At 37.8% G+C, this 18139-nt stretch carries 16 protein-coding genes and 1 riboswitch; of the genes, 14 read left to right on the top strand and 2 right to left on the bottom strand.

The features are described from left to right. Window positions 1–97 precede the first annotated feature (97 nt). From ACFX4W_RS24155 to ACFX4W_RS24170, 4 genes are all read left to right on the top strand, one after another. Window positions 98–2035, top strand: a complete 1938-nt coding sequence (locus ACFX4W_RS24155) for an ATP-dependent DNA helicase (protein ID WP_025749341.1) — start codon at window positions 98–100, stop codon at window positions 2033–2035. Between the two features lie 124 nt (window positions 2036–2159). Beyond that, window positions 2160–3677 carry a carboxypeptidase M32 gene (locus ACFX4W_RS24160; protein WP_043979430.1) on the top strand — a complete coding sequence of 506 codons (1518 nt, stop codon included), beginning with the start codon at window positions 2160–2162 and terminating at the stop codon, window positions 3675–3677. A gap of 97 nt (window positions 3678–3774) precedes the next feature. After that, a riboswitch (purine riboswitch) is annotated at window positions 3775–3876 on the top strand. Window positions 3877–3979: 103 nt separating this feature from the next. Then, the gene (locus ACFX4W_RS24165) at window positions 3980–4573 is read left to right on the top strand and encodes a xanthine phosphoribosyltransferase (RefSeq protein WP_028414042.1); all 594 of its coding nucleotides are present in this window, start codon (window positions 3980–3982) and stop codon (window positions 4571–4573) included. Window position 4574: 1 nt separating this feature from the next. Then, window positions 4575–5885: a nucleobase:cation symporter-2 family protein gene (locus ACFX4W_RS24170; protein ID WP_013082372.1), complete on the top strand. Its 1311-nt coding sequence runs from the start codon at window positions 4575–4577 to the stop codon at window positions 5883–5885. 127 nt (window positions 5886–6012) lie between these two features. On the opposite strand, the gene ACFX4W_RS24175 is transcribed toward ACFX4W_RS24170, so the two are convergent. Then, the gene (locus ACFX4W_RS24175) at window positions 6013–6873 is read right to left on the bottom strand and encodes a LysR family transcriptional regulator (protein WP_043979426.1); all 861 of its coding nucleotides are present in this window, start codon (window positions 6871–6873) and stop codon (window positions 6013–6015) included. Between the two features lie 130 nt (window positions 6874–7003). Between ACFX4W_RS24175 and ACFX4W_RS24180 the strand changes: the two genes are divergently transcribed. From ACFX4W_RS24180 to ACFX4W_RS24225, 10 genes are all read left to right on the top strand, one after another. Further along, window positions 7004–8428, top strand: a complete 1425-nt coding sequence (locus ACFX4W_RS24180; protein WP_043979424.1) for an NAD-dependent succinate-semialdehyde dehydrogenase — start codon at window positions 7004–7006, stop codon at window positions 8426–8428. A 398-nt stretch (window positions 8429–8826) separates the two neighbouring features. Beyond that, complete coding sequence (locus ACFX4W_RS24185) at window positions 8827–9369, top strand: GNAT family N-acetyltransferase (protein WP_043979423.1); 543 nt, start codon at window positions 8827–8829, stop codon at window positions 9367–9369. Window positions 9370–9594: 225 nt separating this feature from the next. After that, window positions 9595–10680 carry a type III polyketide synthase gene (locus tag ACFX4W_RS24190; RefSeq protein ID WP_043979421.1) on the top strand — a complete coding sequence of 362 codons (1086 nt, stop codon included), beginning with the start codon at window positions 9595–9597 and terminating at the stop codon, window positions 10678–10680. A gap of 5 nt (window positions 10681–10685) precedes the next feature. Beyond that, window positions 10686–11243: an isoprenylcysteine carboxyl methyltransferase family protein gene (locus tag ACFX4W_RS24195; RefSeq protein WP_013082378.1), complete on the top strand. Its 558-nt coding sequence runs from the start codon at window positions 10686–10688 to the stop codon at window positions 11241–11243. Window positions 11244–11617: 374 nt separating this feature from the next. Further along, window positions 11618–15235 (top strand): dynamin family protein, encoded by a 3618-nt coding sequence (locus ACFX4W_RS24200; RefSeq protein ID WP_043979419.1) that lies wholly within the window; start codon window positions 11618–11620, stop codon window positions 15233–15235. Between the two features lie 5 nt (window positions 15236–15240). Next, the gene (locus tag ACFX4W_RS24205) at window positions 15241–16014 is read left to right on the top strand and encodes a nucleotidyltransferase domain-containing protein (protein ID WP_016763500.1); all 774 of its coding nucleotides are present in this window, start codon (window positions 15241–15243) and stop codon (window positions 16012–16014) included. Continuing rightward, window positions 16011–16268 carry a DUF2533 family protein gene (locus tag ACFX4W_RS24210; RefSeq protein WP_013082381.1) on the top strand — a complete coding sequence of 86 codons (258 nt, stop codon included), beginning with the start codon at window positions 16011–16013 and terminating at the stop codon, window positions 16266–16268. Before ACFX4W_RS24205 ends, ACFX4W_RS24210 begins: the two co-directional genes overlap by 4 nt. A 105-nt stretch (window positions 16269–16373) precedes the next feature. Next, window positions 16374–16688, top strand: coding sequence for a hypothetical protein (locus tag ACFX4W_RS24215; protein WP_013056168.1), 315 nt, complete (start codon window positions 16374–16376; stop codon window positions 16686–16688). 130 nt (window positions 16689–16818) lie between these two features. Continuing rightward, window positions 16819–17280: a divergent PAP2 family protein gene (locus tag ACFX4W_RS24220; protein WP_013056169.1), complete on the top strand. Its 462-nt coding sequence runs from the start codon at window positions 16819–16821 to the stop codon at window positions 17278–17280. 61 nt (window positions 17281–17341) lie between these two features. Then, window positions 17342–17617 carry a DUF6123 family protein gene (locus ACFX4W_RS24225; RefSeq protein WP_013082383.1) on the top strand — a complete coding sequence of 92 codons (276 nt, stop codon included), beginning with the start codon at window positions 17342–17344 and terminating at the stop codon, window positions 17615–17617. 6 nt (window positions 17618–17623) lie between these two features. Here the strand turns inward: ACFX4W_RS24225 and ACFX4W_RS24230 are convergent, their stop codons facing one another. Continuing rightward, entirely contained in the window at window positions 17624–18022 is a 399-nt protein-coding gene (locus ACFX4W_RS24230) for a reverse transcriptase-like protein (protein ID WP_016763502.1), read from the bottom strand. Between the last annotated feature and the right edge of the window lie 117 nt (window positions 18023–18139).

Genomic DNA, 18139 nt, shown 5'->3' on the forward strand with positions numbered 1-18139 from the left:
TAATTAAGTTTTGCTTACATGAGAAATTTACTAGATAAAAAGAAGTGAAGCTAATTTTTATTGATAGATATTTACATAAATAAAGGAGTCAGTATCGATGATGAGAGAGCGGTTGCCTTTTACAATTGAGCGGGATGAAAACTTTTTTGACAAATTAAATGAATGGATAGGTGATGTTTTTTATGATCATCTTCCAGACGCTGGGTTAGAACTTCGGGATGAACAAATTTTTATGGCTTTTCAAATCGAACGAGCTTTTAAAGAAAAAAATGTAATCTTTGCAGAAGCAGGTGTAGGAACAGGGAAAACTATTGTGTATTTACTGTACGCTATTTGTTATGCAAGGTATATTGGCAAGCCAGCTATTATTGCCTGTGCGGATGAAACATTAATTGAACAGTTAGTAAAAGCCGAAGGAGACATTGCAAAGCTCTCTGGTATTTTAGATATTAACATGGATGTTCGCCTAGCAAAATCTCAAGATCAGTATCTGTGTTTAAAGAAATTAGATGCTGTGACAGCACGAACAGATAATGAAAACATTGAAGAAATTTACGATACGCTTCCTGATTTTGTTCATGATCATAGCGGTATGCAGTCGTTCTATCACTACGGAGACCGTAAAGAATATCCTCATTTAACGGATGAGGAATGGAATCAAATTAACTGGGATACGTTTCAAGACTGCTCTTCCTGTGAGCAGCGTCATAGATGCGGCTTAACGCTTTCACGTGAGCACTATAGAAAAGCACATGACTTAATTATTTGCTCTCACGATTTTTACATGGAGCACATTTGGACATATGAAGCCCGCAAGCGTGAAGGACAGCTTCCCCTTCTTCCTGAAAGCAGCTGTGTTGTATTTGATGAAGGTCACCTGCTGGAATTTGCTGCACAAAAGGCTTTAACATATCGCATTCAAGAAGATACGTTAGAAAACTTGTTAACGCGTCTATTAGAAAATGACGTGCGAGAAGAATTTGCTGTGAAGATCGAGCATGCTATCGATGTATATGCAATGTTCTTTGACCGTTTAAGTGAAGCAAGTACAGAAATCGTTGGTTCTAGCCGTAAAGAAGTAGCCCGTACAAACGGATTACAAAGTGTAGGAAAAGAACTTTTATCGCTGCTTGAGCATATCGGAAACGAGCTTGTGTTTGAGAGTGAGACCTATACAGTAGACGAATATACGCTGCGAATTGTAGATGAGTACCTGGATCAAATTGATTATTCGCTGCGCTTATTTATGGACAACGAAAATGCCATCTACTGGGTAGAAGAAAATAACTGGCAGCTGACGTTGGTTATTATGCCGCAAGCAGTAAAAGACGTCTTAAAAGAACGAGTATTTGCGAAGAAAATACCATATATTTTCACTTCTGCCACTCTTTCAGATAACCAATCGTTCGATTATTTAGCATATAGCTTAGGAATTGCAAAGCCGCTTTCTTTTTCTGTTGAATCGCCATTTGATTATGATGAGCAAATGAAAATTGCGGTAAAAAATGTTTCGGATGATCAAGAAGAAGCATTTGCTGAAAAATTCGCCTTTGCTGTTGCACAGCTCGAAAAAACGAACGGACGGGCACTTTTACTGTTTAACAGCAAAGAAGAACTAGAGATGTTCAAAGAAGTTTCCAAAGAGTTAAATCAGTACACATTTTTATTTGAAGGCGATCAAGAAATCAGTAAATTAGTATCTCAGTTCCAAAGGGAAGAAGAAACAATTTTATGCGCTGTTCATTTGTGGGAAGGATTGGATATTCCTGGACCTTCGCTATCTAATGTAATTATTTGGTCTCTGCCGTATCCACCAAATGATCCGGTCTTTGAAGCAAAGCGCAATCAAGTAGTCGATCCATTCTGGGATGCAGATATGCCTTATATGCTTCTTCGCTTAAAGCAAGGAGTTGGAAGACTGATTCGCTCTCATAACGATAAGGGTCTAATCACGATCTTTATGCCAAAAAGCACAGATTCAAAAGTGCGTTCAATCATTGAACAAAATGTCCCAACGAAAATAGAAAACATATAAAAAAGCGCGGTTGTAGCCGCGCTTTTTTATATGCATAATAGATTGAATATTCAGTTATATACACGCCGTTACTATTATGATAAAATAATTTATGGTGAAATAAGGAAAGTAAGGAGGAAAAACAATGAGAGAAGACATACAGAAAATTGAGAAACAGTTTTATGAATACATGAATAAAATCAAAAGTTATCACGAGGCAATCGGAGTGATGTACTGGGATTTGAGGACGGGTGCTCCAAAAAAAGGGGCGGATCAGCGTTCTGAAGTTATTGGCATGATGTCATCAGAAGCGTTCAATCTTTCTGTTTCTGATGACATGGCAGGTTTTATTGAGAAATTAACGAACCCTGAGTCACAGCCTTACATAAACGATATTACGAAAAAAGCAGTGGAAGAATGTAAAAAAGAATATGACTTAAATAAAAAGATTCCTCCGCATGAATATAAAGAATACGTTACGTTAACTTCAAAAGCGGAGTCGGTTTGGGAAGACGCAAAAGAAAAAGCAGATTTTGCTTTATTTCAACCGTACCTCGAAAAAATTGTAGCGTTCAATCAGAAGTTTGTGGAGTATTGGGGTTATGAAGGAAACAAATATAACCGTTTATTGGACCTTTTTGAACCGGGGATGACGGTTGAAATCTTAGACGAGGTATTTGGAAAGCTACGGGAGCATATTGTGCCTCTGGTTCAGCGAATCGCCGGGTCGAATACAAAGCCAAATACGGAATTTTTATTCCGTACTTTCCCAAAAGAAGCGCAAAAGCAATTTAGTCTAGACGTGTTAAAAACGCTTGGCTATGATTTTGAAGCGGGGCGACTTGATGAAACAGTCCATCCTTTTGCTACTGGCCTAAACCCGGGAGATGTGCGCATCACGACTAAATATGCCGAAAACGATTTTCGAACGGCTATTTTTGGAACAATTCACGAATGCGGCCATGCTTTATATGAACAGAATATTTCAAAGAATCTTGTCGGTACGGTTCTATGTGAAGGTACTTCAATGGGAATTCATGAATCACAGTCGCTGTTTTTTGAGCAGTTTGTCGGGAAAAATAAAGCATTTTGGCAGCATCATTACGACGTACTAAAAAAGCATGCGCCGGGACAATTTGACGATGTAGTTTTAGAAGATTTTTACCGAGGAGTAAATGAGGCGAAACCGTCGCTTATTCGTATTGAAGCAGATGAGTTAACGTATCCTCTTCATATTATGATTCGCTATGAGATTGAAAAAGGATTAATAAACGGAGAATATAAAGTTGCAGATTTACCGGAAATTTGGAATGAGAAATACGAAGAATATTTAGGAGTTCGTCCAAGTCACGATGGAGAAGGCGTGCTTCAGGACGTACACTGGGCTGGAGGAAGCTTTGGGTATTTCCCTTCCTACGCTCTTGGCTATATGTACGCAGCGCAGTTTAAGCATACCATGTTAAAAGACTTGCCTAATTATGATGAACTTCTCGAAAAAGGAGAAATTTCGCCGATTACAAATTGGCTAACAGAACATATTCATCAGTACGGAAAAATGAAAAAGCCTCTTGAAATTTTAAACGATGTAACGGGAGAAGGCTTAAATGTAGATTATTTAATTCAGTATCTAGAAAAGAAATATGGAGAAATTTATCACGTATAAAAAGCGCTATAACCGAATATTATGTTTTGTGTCGCAAGTAAATGTTCGAAAATATCTGTTTTAGATATTTTCAAATAAAAGATTTGCTGATATAATACAATTAACTCAATAACGCACTCATATAATGACGAGAATAAGGCTCGTAAGTATCTACCAAACTACCGTAAATAGTTTGACTATGGGTGAGCGATGAAGTTTGTTTTTCACTTTTGTGCGTAACAGCTCAAAGACATTGCTCTACTCATATACGAGTGCAGCTATGTTTTTGAGCTTTTTTAATACAAACGTTGGAGGAACGAACTATGAAAGCTTTGCAAAACAAAATTTTAACAGATGGTATCGTATTATCGGACACGGTTTTAAAAGTAGACACATTTTTAAACCACCAAATGGATCCTGTATTAATGAAAGAAATTGGAGAAGAATTTGCTTCGCGTTTTGAAAATGCAGGAATTACGAAGATTTTAACGATTGAATCATCAGGAATTGCTCCAGCGATTATGACCGCATTGAAGCTAAACGTTGAGATGGTGTTTGCTAGAAAAAGAAAATCTTTAACACTTCAAGACGGACTCATTACATCAAAAGTATATTCATTTACAAAAAAAGAAGAAAATGAAATTTCAGTTGCTGATAAATTTATTCGAGAAGATGACGTGATTTTAATTATTGATGACTTTTTAGCAAACGGCCAAGCTGCATTCGGCTTGATGGATATCGTGCAAAAAGCAGGTGCTAAAGTAGGCGGCATTGGTATTGTTATTGAAAAAGCGTTCCAAGATGGAGGAAAACAAATTCGTAAATCAGGCGTTAAAGTAGAATCATTAGCACGCATTCAGTCTTTATCAAATGGTAAAGTGACATTTGCTGAAGATAAACCAACAGTGGAGGTTTAATATGAATAAAGGAAAAGTCTTTTCACTTGGTTTACAGCATGTTTTAGCTATGTACGGAGGTGCGATTGTTGTTCCGCTTATTGTTGGAGGAGCCATTGGCTTGACTCAGCAGCAGCTTACGTATTTAGTGGCGATTGACTTATTTATGTGCGGGGTGGCAACGTTACTGCAAGTATGGAAAAATCGTTTTTTTGGAATTGGTCTTCCAGTTGTATTAGGGTGTACGTTTACTGCCGTAGGACCTATGATTTCAATTGGAGGTTCTTACGGCGTTTCCTCCATATATGGTTCTATTATCGTGGCTGGTTTACTCATCGTCCTTCTTTCTGCTTTTTTAGGTAAATTGGTTAAGTTTTTTCCTCCTTTAGTTACAGGTTCGGTTGTAACGATTATTGGAATTACGTTAATTCCCGTAGCGATAAAAGATTTAGCCGGAGGAGAAGGAAGTAAAGATTTTGGCAGCTTGAGCAATTTAGGTTTAGGTTTTGGCGTTTTGCTATTAATTATTGTTCTGTACCGATTTACAAAAGGGTTTATGCGATCCGTCTCTGTGTTATTAGGATTAGTTGTTGGAACAATTGCAGCGTCTTTTATGGGAAAAGTCGATTTTTCCGGCGTAAAAGAAGAAGCGTGGGTTCATATGCCACATGTGCTGTACTTTGGGATGCCAACTTTTAATATTATGGCCATTCTGACAATGTTTCTTGTTTTACTTGTTGGCATTGTCGAGTCAACAGGCGTTTATTTTGCTGTTAGTGATATTTGTAAAAAAGAAGTGGATGAAAAAGATTTGTCTAAAGGCTATCGTGCAGAAGGATTGGCGATTTTATTAGGCGGATTTTTTAACGCATTTCCTTATACAGCGTACTCTCAAAATGTAGGACTTTTACAGTTGTCAGGTGTTCGCACAAGAAATGTTGTATTTGCAGCGAGTGGAATTTTAATCGTTTTGGGTTTTCTACCTAAAATCGCAGCCGTGACGACAGTTATCCCGAGCTCTGTACTTGGAGGAGCAATGGTAGCTATGTTTGGAATGGTAATTTCTTCAGGTATTAAAATCCTTAGTCAAGTTGATTTAGCCAAACAAGAAAATCTTCTTGTGATTGCATGTTCGGTTGGCATGGGTCTAGGGGTGACGGTTGTGCCTGAACTCTTCAAAAACTTACCAGAGAGTCTTCAAGTGCTTACTGGAAGCGGTATTGTAATGGGGAGTTTTACAGCAATCTTTTTAAATATTGTCTTTAATATGATGAAATCACCACGTACGCAAGTTGCAGAAACAAAGTTAACAAACGAAGTAGTATCGAAATAAAAAGAGGCTAGAACAAAAGTATTTTAGTTAAAAAGATCCGAACGATTAATCGTTCGGATCTTTTCATTGTCATGGGGCGACAAGCGATCCATAGTAAATCATTCATCCAATTTGTTCGTCTTTCCTATTAAGACCGTGTTTTGAAAAACAGTGTATAAAGCATTTTCCCCACGTCAGGGTTTTTTGCCACTAATGAAATTTCTCTTTTGAATTTGAAGTCTGTAATGGGTAACGCTTTAATGTTTGAGCTTTGTAAATGGCGCATAAAAATTTCAGGGAGAATTGAAATACCTAAATTAGCTGAAATAAACCCCATAATACTTTGCGCAAATTCAATTTCATTGGCAATGGAAATTTTTAAGTTATGACGCTTGTACGCTTTTTCTACTAGTGTCCGAACATCGCACCCTGGGGGGAGGACTACAATGGGTTCTTCTTTGAAATCTTCAAATGATACGCTTTCTTTTTCGGCTAACGGGTGCTGATCATTCACAAATAAATAAAAGTCTTCTTTGAACAATAGTTTTGACCAATAAGTATGTTGAACCTCTCGATCATCAAATAAAGCCCCGTCAATTTGATTGCTTTCTAACTGCTCCAATAAATCATAATAGTGATGCGAGATTTTTATATCAATATGGCGATTGTGGTCTTTAGCAGAAGCCAGTTGATAAGGTAAGTAAAAAGCAGCCATACTTTGCCACGTTCCAATAGTTAAATCACAGGCTTCTTGCGTAGACACTAATTTTTTTTGAAGAGCATGAACGCTTGATAGTATGGATTCACCTTCTTGTAAAAGGATTTTACCTGCTGAGGTTAATTCTACTCCTGTAGCGGAGCGAATAAATAATGTTACTCCTAAATTTTCTTCTAGTTTTCTCATTTGCTTACTGAGCGCGGGCTGCGTCATATGCAGCTGTTCGCTTGCTTTGCTTAAGCTTTTTGTTTTGGCTGTTTCAATAAAAGACTCAAGCCATTCTGTTTTCATATTTATCACCTATAACCTTTTGTTATACCCATAGTATAGAAGGGAAGTTCTCATAAATCAATGAAGATGCTAGTGTATATAGTGTAGTTAACACAGCACAAAGAAATTCACACAACTAGGAGGATGAATGATGTATCCAAACAAACTATATATTAACGGTGAATGGACAACAACAGAAGAGAAAATTGATGTGATTAATCCAGCAACAAAAGAAGTAATAGGACAAATTCCAAAGGCAGGCGCAAAGGAAGCAGCACTTGCCGCTGATGCAGCGGCTGCAGCTTTTAAAACATGGTCGAAAAGAACCGCTCAAGAGCGCAGTGCTATTTTAATGAGATGGCATCAACTAATTGAAAATCATAAAGATGAACTAGCAGAAATTATGACAACGGAACAAGGCAAACCATTTGCAGAAGCAAAAGGTGAAGTGCAGTATGGTAATGATTATATTGCTTGGTTTGCTGAAGAAGGAAAGCGTGTATACGGTGAAACGATTCCAGCTCATCATACGCATAAACGTATTACGGTTAAAAAACAGCCTGTCGGCGTTGTAGCAGCTATTACACCATGGAACTTCCCTGCAGCAATGATTACGCGTAAAGTGGCCCCAGCTCTTGCAGCAGGATGTACAATTGTTCTAAAACCATCTGAAGAAACACCATTTACAGCATATCGTTTAGTAGAGCTCGCAGAAGAAGCGGGAGTTCCAAAAGGTGTGATCAATGTTGTTACTGGAGATGCAGCAGCTATTGGTGACACATGGCAAAAAGACGGACGCATTCGCAAATTAACATTTACTGGTTCAACAGCGGTTGGTAAACATTTAATGCGCGGTGCTGCGGATACTGTGAAAAAATTATCGCTGGAATTAGGCGGTCACGCACCGTTTATCGTAACAGAAAATGCAGATTTAGACGCTGCTGTAAACGGCGTAATTGCTTCTAAGTTTGTCAACGCAGGTCAAACGTGCATCTGCACAAACCGCGTATATGTACAAGAATCCATTGCAGATGCTTTTGTTGAAAAATTTGCAGCAAAAGCGGCGGAATTAACAGTAGGAAATGGATTAGAAGAAGGTACACAAGTTGGACCGTTAATTAACGACAAAGCGGTTGAGAAAGTAAAAGCACAAATTGCGGATGCAAAAAGTAAAGGAGCTAAAGTTGTGGTTGGCGGACAAGCTATAACAACTAAAAAAGGCTTCTTTATGGAGCCAACAATTATTACAAATGTAACTGATGACATGAATTGCATGTTTGAAGAAACGTTTGGACCATTGGCACCTGTAGCAACATTCAAAACAGTAGAAGAAGCCGTAGAACGAGCAAACAATAGCCCTTATGGTTTAGCCGCTTACGTATTTACAGAAAACATTAAAGAAGCAACGTTTGTATCTGAAGAGCTAGAATACGGCATTGTAGGAGTAAATGATGGCTCTCCATCTGCAGCTCAAGCTCCATTCGGCGGCTTTAAAGAAAGTGGTCTTGGACGCGAAGGAAGTCATTACGGCATTGAAGATTATTTAGAAGTAAAATATATCTCAATGGGACTTTAATAAAAAGTAGAGACTGGGACGAAAATATTTTATTCAAAGTGAAATACGAACTAGCAACTAATAATCAAAATTATTGGTTGTTAGTTCGTATTTTTTTGTTGTGGAGATGGACGTAGCTTTCATGTGTTTCGTTGTGTCCCAGCCTCTTTTTTATGCACTTTTGTAAAGAAAATTTGGAATAATAGTTCTTTAACGCAATTAATTGCATTTCTAGAATGTCTGTGCAAGAATAAGTATTTCAAAAATGGTTTAGCTTTGTTTAAAGCGTGGGTAATACAACAAATGCACATGATTGCTTGTTAGATGAAATAAAAAGCAGAACTTTACCACTGATAAATCACCCAAGCTAGAACCAAAATAGTAGTACTGAATGGTGAAAAATATAGGAGTTGATATAGATGATTACAGCAGAGAAAAACATAGTGAAATTTAAAGCAAAAGACGGACGTGAAGTCACTATTCGCCCTGCACAGGCCAGCGATGCAGAGCATATTACAACAGCGGTAAGAGAAATTATTGAGGCTGGGGAATTTATTCAAAAAGATGAGCCGCGTACAGTCGAAGAAGAGCAAGATTTTATTGCATCAGTAGAAAAGAACAATCACATGTACGTTGTAGCTGAAGTCGAAGGTAAAGTGCTTGGAATTGCACGTGTTCTTAGAGGCGAAATTAAAATGAAGCGCCACACGGGGCTCTTCCGTACATGGCTTATTTCAAAAGCACAGGGAATGGGAATAGGAAAACAGTTTATGAATTATACGCTAAACTGGTGCAAAGAAAATCATCTTCATAAACTTTCTTTAACTGTGTTTGCTTCGAATAAAGTGGCATACGAATTGTATAAAAAGGTAGGATTTGAACAAGAAGGCGTTATGAAAGAACAAGCTTATTTCAACAATGAATATGTAGATGAAATCTATATGTCCATTTTCTTTTCATAAAAAATAAGCACTTATTTTCGTCAATCCATAAATTGTATCTGTACATTCAGATTATTTGCGCTATAATAAAAGTGCACAACAAACATACACTTCTTCAAAACGTAGACTTTCCTGAGTTACAGGAAAGTTTTTTTTATGTTTCGCCTCCATTCCACTAAAAAAGAATTGAATAAATCCCCAGCTATTACAAATGTTAAATGTAACGCAATCAAAGAGGTGAAGTGTATGCCAAAGATTATCTCGGTTGGATTTGGAGTTCCCCCTTACGAATTAACTCAGCAAGACACGCTGCTATTTGCAAAAGAACTTTTTTCCGAATCATTTAAAGATATTAATCGTCTGCTAACCGTTTTTCAAAATGGTCAAATTGAGAAACGTAATTTTGCTAAAGACTTATCTTGGTTTCAAGAAGACCATACATTCGAAGAAAAAAATGATGCTTTTATAGAATCTGCTGTTGAATTAGGTACAAAAGCAATTGAAGACTGCTTAACAAATAAGAACCATGTAAGTACCCCTTTGCCGTGTGGAGAAATTGAGGCTGTTTTTTATGTTTCAACAAGCGGTTTAGCTACGCCTAGCATTGAAGCGCGAATTATGAATAAGCTTGCGTTCTCAGACCATACAAAAAGAATTCCTATTTGGGGATTAGGGTGTGCTGGAGGAGCGTCTGGGCTTTCAAGAGCTTATGAGTATTGCAAAGCCTTTCCGCGTGCCAAAGTCCTTGTTTTATCCATTGAGCTTTGCAGTTTAACTTTTCAGCGAAATGATCGTTCAAAAAGTAACTTAATTGGTACGTCTTTATTTGCAGATGGAGTAGCGGCTGCTTTAGTCGCAGGTGACGAAGCTGATACCACTTTTGCTCTTGCAAAAAGCTATCCTAACATTTTACATACACAATCGACGCTCATGCCCAATTCAGAAGATGTAATGGGGTGGGAGATTAAAAATGATGGACTATTTGTTGTCTTTTCAAAAGACATTCCCACGATTATCGATTCGTGGTTAGGCGGAGAAGTTGAGTCATTTTTACAAACTCAGCATTTGACCAGTCGCGATTTGAAGCATTTTGTTGCTCATCCTGGAGGGAAAAAAGTGCTTGAAGCATATGTATCAACGCTGTCGTTAAACGAAAATATGATTGCTGATTCCCTAGATGTACTTAAAAACCATGGAAACATGTCTTCGGCAACCGTTTTGTATGTATTAGACCGCTTTATGAAGAAAGAAATTCCGAGTAAAGAATATGGTTTATTAACAGCTCTTGGCCCTGGATTTAGTTCTGAAATGCTTCTATTAGAGTGGAGGTAAAGCGATTGTTTTTTTATAGCTTTTTTGTATTTATTATCTTACAGCGTCTATGTGAATTGGTTATTGCCAAAAGAAATGAAGCTTGGATGAAGAAGCAGGGAGCATACGAAGCTGGTCAAAGTCACTACAAATGGATGGTAAGCATGCATGCCGCTTTTTTTGCTGCTCTTTTTACGGAAGTGTATGTGTTAAACGATGGAATGTATCACTTTTCTTTTTTGTTGTTTAGCTTTTTTGTGCTTGTGCAACTTGCAAGAATATGGGCTATTTCTTCGTTAGGAAAGTATTGGAATACAAAAATTATCGTTTTGCCTAATGCGAAGGTTGTGCTAAGAGGTCCTTATCGTTTTATGAAGCACCCTAACTATACAGTAGTAGCGGCAGAATTGGTGTTAGTTCCGCTTATGTTTCAGGCATACTGGACGTTAGCTATTTTTTCTGTTTTCAATTTGTGTATATTAGCCGTCAGAATTCCCTTAGAAGAGCAAGCGTTAACGAATGAAACAAATTACGGCGAAGTGATGCAAAACAGGGGACGTTTCTTTCCTGTAAAAAAATCTTAAAACTAATTGAAAATGATTATCTTTCATGATAAGATGAAACAAATGATAAAGATTATCAATTTCATCAAGTAGAAACGGTGGTGGACGTAATGGTTAGTCTTTTTGTGATCGGAGCACTTGCTACATATGTTGGCGTCACAACGTATGTAATGAAAAATATTGAAAAAGCCCAAAAGGCGTAACATACATGCGATGAATAAAAAAAGCTGTCAAATTATTGACAGCTTTTTTTAATGTTTTTGTAACTAAAAATTCAGTTTTTTATGGGAAAACGCATGCGAATCAAGTAAAATAGAGAAAGAATAAGCAGAAATGAAGATGGATAGAGCACATTTAAATACAGTCTTGAATGAGGCAAAAGGGGTAGAGTAATAATGGGTAAAGTGAGTGTGAAACATCAAGAAAATCTCCGATTGGAAGCATCTCTTTTTCATTTACATAAGCAATTTCAAGCAGCTGGAGATGAACAGCAGGCAGTAAAAGCAATACAGCTGTTAAAAAAGTGGGTGAACGGCGAATTTGTTGTAGCATTTTGCGGACATTTTTCGGCTGGGAAATCGAGCATGATTAACGAATTAATGGGGCAAGCAATTTTGCCTGCAAGTCCTATTCCAACAAGCGCAAACTTAGTATCAGTAAAAGCAGGGGATGAGCATGCAACCGTTTATTATCGCAAACAGCCGCCGGTGCGTTATGAAGCACCTTATGAGTATGAGCAAATTAAGCAGTTTGCTGTGGATGGAGATGAAGTAGAGTCCATTCATTTATCGATAGATACAGATGCTATTCCTAAAAATGTTGTGGTGATGGACACACCAGGAATTGATTCAACAGATGATGCACATCGTGTATCGACCGAGTCAGCTCTTCACTTAGCGGACGTTATTTTCTACGTAATGGATTATAATCATGTGCAGGCAGAATTAAATCTTCAATTTGCAAAACAGCTGCAAGAAGCTAATAAAACGCTTTATTTAATTGTAAATCAAATCGATAAACACCAAGAAGATCAGCTAACATTCCAAGCATTTAAAGAATCTGTAGAAACGTCATTTTTAAAGTGGAATGTGAGACCAGAAGGAATCTTCTATACGTCGTTAAAAGAGCCAACCAACCGTCATAATGACCTTTCGTACGTAAAATCTCTATTACTTGCTATGATGACGGAAAAAGAAAACCGACATCAGCATATTCAACATGCGATGCAAATGTTAATTGACGATCACCTTGCCTTTATTGAAGACCAAGAAGAAGAAAAGTTAACGATTCATGACGAGCTGCGCCATAAGCTGACGCTTGAGAATCATGAAATGAATAAGCAGCATAAAGAGCAGCTTCTCGAAAAAGAAGCGGAAATAAGGCGTGCTGAAAAGCAGCTAGCAGAAACGTATCAACAAGAAACAGGTAAGATACTAAGCAACGCCAATTTAACACCATATGAAATGAGAGAAAAAGCTAGGCTGTTTTTAGAAACGACAAAGCCTGATTTTAAAGTAGGTCTTTTATTTGCTAAGAAAAAGACCGAGCAAGTAAAAAAAGAGCGGCTGATGTTATTTTTTGATGATATGAAAGAACGAGCAGCTTCTCAGCTGCAGTGGCACTTGCAGCAATATGTGCAAGAGCTGGTGAAAAATCAAAATCTTACCGATCCGGATCTTATACGCCAGGTTCAGCAGTTTGAAATTCCGTTAGAGCCGCATGATTTAATTGAAACCGTAAAGGCAGGAGCTACGATTAATGGTGATTATGTTTTAACGTACGCAAAAGATGTAGCCGATCATATTAAGAAAAAAGCGACGCGATTATTATACGAGCTTTATGCGCAAATTGAACAGAGCAAAATCGAGCAAGATGAAGTAAAGCGTAAAAAAATTTATCAACACTTGCAGGAATGTGAAGTATTTGAAGAAGCATATACATCTCTTCAGGAAATGAAATCAAAATTGGCACGTACAAAAGCTTTGCTTCAATCTTTACAGCAAACTGATGACGACCTAACGGCAGAAGATACAAACGAGTTGTCATATATGTTACAAGAAGAATATGAAACAGGCATCATGAAAGCTGAAGAAAAGCAAGAAGCTGTGAGTGAGCAGCAGTTAGTTTCACAGCCTGAGGAAGCTGTGCATGAAACAGGAACGGAAAAGGTTCTTCAAGATGTATCAGCTGTTCTCGAACAGCTCCGTTCATTTGGAAAGTTAGACCGCTTTATTACCAGGCTTCAAGAAAAGCGTAAAAAGCTATCAAATCAAACGTTTACTGTAGCTTTATTCGGAGCATTCAGTGCCGGTAAGTCATCTTTTGCTAATGCGTTGATTGGAGAAAGATTACTTCCAGTATCTCCGAACCCAACAACAGCAACCATCAATAAAATTATGCCTCCAACAGAAAAACGGCCGCATAAAACAGCTGTTGTGCAAATGAAAACAAACGAGCAGATGATCCAAGATTTAAATGGTGCACTTAAGCTGTTTCACCATGAAGTAGAATCAATTGACGAAGCGTTAACAATTATTCCAACTCTGCAGGCAACAGAAGAGCTGCAGCTGCATTTGTCGTTCTTACAGGCAGTAGAAAAAGGCTACGGCGAAGTCAAGCAGCATATCGGTTCAGAAGTAGTGGTGGATACAGAAGGATTTCATGATTATGTAGCCAAAGAAGAAAAAGCGTGTTTTGTTCAATTTATTAACCTGTATTATGACTGTGAATTTACTCGCTTAGGCATTACGCTCGTTGATACACCCGGAGCTGATTCAATCAATGCGAGACACACTGGAGTAGCTTTTGAGTATATCAAAAATGCAGATGCCATTTTATTTGTAACATATTATAATCATGCGTTTTCAAAAGCTGACCGCGAATTTCTTATTCAGCTTGGCCGTGTAAAAGATGTATTTGCGCTTGATAAAATGTTTTTCTTAGTAAATGCAGCGGACCTAGCCAGCTCGGATACAGAGCTGCAGTTAGTTCAGACCTATGTAAAAGAACAGCTTGAACAGTATGGTATACGTTTTCCGCGCTTATACCCGGTATCAAGCTTGCAGGCTTTGCAAAACCACGAGGATAAAATGTTTCTGCCGTTCAAAAATGCGTTTTACCGCTTCATAAATTATGAATTACCAGAGCTTGCTATCCAAAGTGTCTATGCAGATTTCGAACAAATTTTAGCAGTTTCCAATGAAATGAAACAGGTGCAAACAAAATCAGAAGTGGATAAAAAGCGATATATTCAATCTCTTCACATAAAAAATGAGCAGGTGGCAGCAAAACTGCATGAAATTCATTTTGAATATGAACAACAGCAGTTTGACCGAGAATTAGAAGAGCTCTTATTTTATGTAAAAAAACGTCTGTTTGTGAGGTACGATGACTTCTTTAAAGAAGCCTTCAGTCCGGCGAACTTAAGGGATGATCGAGGTGAAAAGCAAAAGCAGCTGCGCCTTTGTTTGCAGGAGTTGTTAACGTCTATTTCCTTCGATGCAACGCAAGAAGTGCGTGCGACCACTTTGCGAATCGAAAAATACATCGTAAAATTAATCGAAGACTGGCATCGAATGATCATTACAAAGCTACATCGCTATGAACCGACGTTTACTCCAACACTGAACTCGTTAGAGCCTCCAAATGGCAGTGAAGTTGTGACAAGTCATCAATTTGATGAGAATGAATCGTACCAAAAAGAGCTTTCACTGTATAAAAACAATAAAAGCTTTTTTGAAAAAAATGAGAAAGTAAAGCTTCACGCTGCTTTACTAGAACGTATTAAGCCGGATGTTAATCACTACATTGCGAAAGAAGAAGCCGCTCTTCATTCACACTATACCCATTTAGTGAATCAGTACGTTCTAGCGCATAAACAGTCTGTATCTGAAGAATGGTATGATTATTACAAACAGCTGCAAGCGGCCGTGTCTGAAGAATTTCCAATTCAAGAATTGGTAAGTACAATGACGGTGCTAGAACATGTATTGGAGGAAAGAAAGGATCATTAATTTTTATGTCTACACACATAAATAAACGGTTACAGGAAATTGAAAAAGAATATAATGTGGAAATTTTGTTTGCATGTGAATCAGGCAGCCGTGCTTACGGACTCGACACGTTAGCGAGTGATTTTGACGTCCGCTTTATATACAAGTATAAAGCATCACGCTATCTTCATCTCAATAGACCTCAAGAGGTCATTAATGTAGCAGAAGGCAATTATGATATGCAAGGGTGGGATTTGTACAAAACCATTTATTTGTTTACAAAATCAAACCCTTCGCTTTATGAGTGGCTATGGTCGCCTTTTGTTTATTATCAGAAGCCATCGTTTGCTGAGCCACTGCGGCAAATGATGGCTCAATCATATTCCTTAAAAGCATTGGGGTATCATTATTTTAAAATTTTAACGATAAATAGTAAAAGAAATCTGACATCTTCTGTTACAATAGAGGATATAAAAGTGATGCTTCAACTGATTCGTGCATTTTTATCACTGAAAGTAGTAGTAAAGCAGCGCAGTTTCCCTGTCATTTTATTTGCCGATTTATGTAAGCAGGCAAATCTCGACGATAGGCAGCAATCCATCATTGAGCAATTTGTACAGTGCAAGATAAGTGGGAAAGTTGCTTTTAATGAAAAGATGAAAAACTTTTTGGACAGCATTAAGAAAGAAGCTGCAGCGATAGAAAAAAGCTTAAAAGAATTACCGGAAAAGCAAATCAGTTATGAGGACATTAACTTATTTTTACTAACTCAGCATAATATAATGGAGGAACGAACATGAGTGTACATAAAGAAATTTCAGCCCATTCTAAAAAACAACACGAATTAGTACGTGCTTTTGCAAGCTTAGAAGCTCGACGCGAGCAAGCTATTGAAGCAGCTGTGCTTCTTTGCAAAGAAGGGAAACCCTTTTCTGTAGACGGTATTAATGCTGTAACAGCAGAAATTAATGAGCTGTCTCAAAAATATACCATCATTCCAGGCCGTAAAGTAGTGACAGAAGAAATGGTTAAAGAGTATGTAGCAAGAATATAAACGTGCTAAGCTCTGGTGTTTTTACCTTAATTTGAATAGGATATGACGTGCCGCTTGATCCATACTAATAGTGTACCAACGAGGTACAAATAGGAGGAGATAGCGATGGGTCGTCAAAAATTAGGTAATAAAAATGCGCAAGCGAATAACAATGCAAAGCATAATTATAACCAAGAGTTCTCTTCTGAGTTTAAAGCAAATCAGGCTCAAAAAGCAAAGCGTGCAAAAAGTGCAAATGACACTTATGCTGGGGAGTTTGCTTCTGAGTTCAACGTGCAACAAAACCAAAACAATTCTGTTAACAAGAAGTTAGAAGCTAATAAAAGTGCAAATAATCAATATGGCCAAGAATTCGGCTCTTATGCTGAAGTTGAATCTGCCAAAATGAATAATGCTGCACAAAAAAAGCGTAAAAAATAACAGAACTGTTTCCAAAAGCGCCGGGATTAGTCTGCTCTGTCAGCAGATTAGCCCGGCGTTTTTTGTTGGGCAATATTTGCTTGGGTACGAGATGTCAATCCATCGCAAACTATAGATGAGGTGAAGCAATATGAATAAAGGAATTGTCATTGCTCTTTCATCAATCGGTTTAGCCCAAGCCTTAAAAATCCCCATTAAAAAGTATCAAACAGGAAAATGGGATATGCGGATGATTGCTGCGTCGGGTGGAATGCCAAGCTCTCATTCAGCCGGCGTATCTTCTTTAGCGACCTATGTAGCGTTAAAAAGAGGTGTTTCTACGATTGATTTTGCGTTAGCATCTGTTTTTGGAATTATTGTGATGTACGATGCACAAGGAATTCGAAGGCAGACTGGCGAAATTACTATTAAAGTGAATACGTTAGATGAAGAAATTGAAAAGCTTGCGGGTCTTCCAGACGGAGGCTTTCACGATTTGACGGAACAGCGCTTGAAAGAAATGCTTGGGCATCAGCCCGAAGAAGTGATTGGCGGAGCCATTTTAGGAGTAGCACTTGGAGCGATTGGCTATTTTTTAGAAGGGAAATCATAGTCAAATAGCCAAAAGTAAGCTAAGATAAAGAAGAACCTTTGCAAAAGGATGGGACGAAAAAGTGACAAAAACAGCTCAAACCGTTGAAGAGTATCTTCTTTATCTTGAAGAAAAAGGCTTTCATTTAGCAGAAGATGCACGTGGATTTATTTCATTTGGTCAGCAGTATACGCGTGCAGCTGACGAGATGGTCATATTTACAATTGAATGGACACTAAAAGTACAAAAAGAATTTGACGGCAGTTTTTTTGTATCGCTCCTCGAGAATTTGACATCAAATCGTATTAGCAATCAAAAACAAGCCATTCAATATTTAAAGTCATCAGGTATGATTTAAGCAGGATTACATTCCTGCTTCTTTTTGATTAATGGCTTGTCTGGCCAGCTGATCAGCACCTGCGTTTTGAGAGCTAGGGATCCACTTTATAAAAAATAACTCAAATTGACTGGACAATTTGAGGGCTTCTTCCAGTAAAGGAGCAAACGCTTTATTTTTAACGTATTCTTGGTTCATTGCGCGGTCTACTAGCTGAGAGTCCGTTCGAAAAGATACGCTCGTATACTTTTTTTCTAGACAAATTTTTAATGCATGAAGAAGTGCATGGTACTCTGCTTCATGATTCGTCATTGTCCCAAGAGCAATAGCGTAACGATGATGTTCACCATTTCCTTTAATTAAAATACCAGCTCCAGAAGGACCAGGGTTACCAGCAGTGGCTCCGTCTATATAAACTTCAATCATCATACAGCCTCCTTGTTAAAACAATATAAGCTTAAACCATGTTTTTTCATCAATAGTATTGTATCATAAGTACTTCAGCTATTTTATATTAGCACGTATAAACGCTAAAATCCGCTT

The sequence above is a fragment of the Priestia sp. YIM B13489 genome (genome assembly GCF_042787645.1).
Classification (GTDB): domain Bacteria; phylum Bacillota; class Bacilli; order Bacillales; family Bacillaceae_H; genus Priestia; species Priestia megaterium.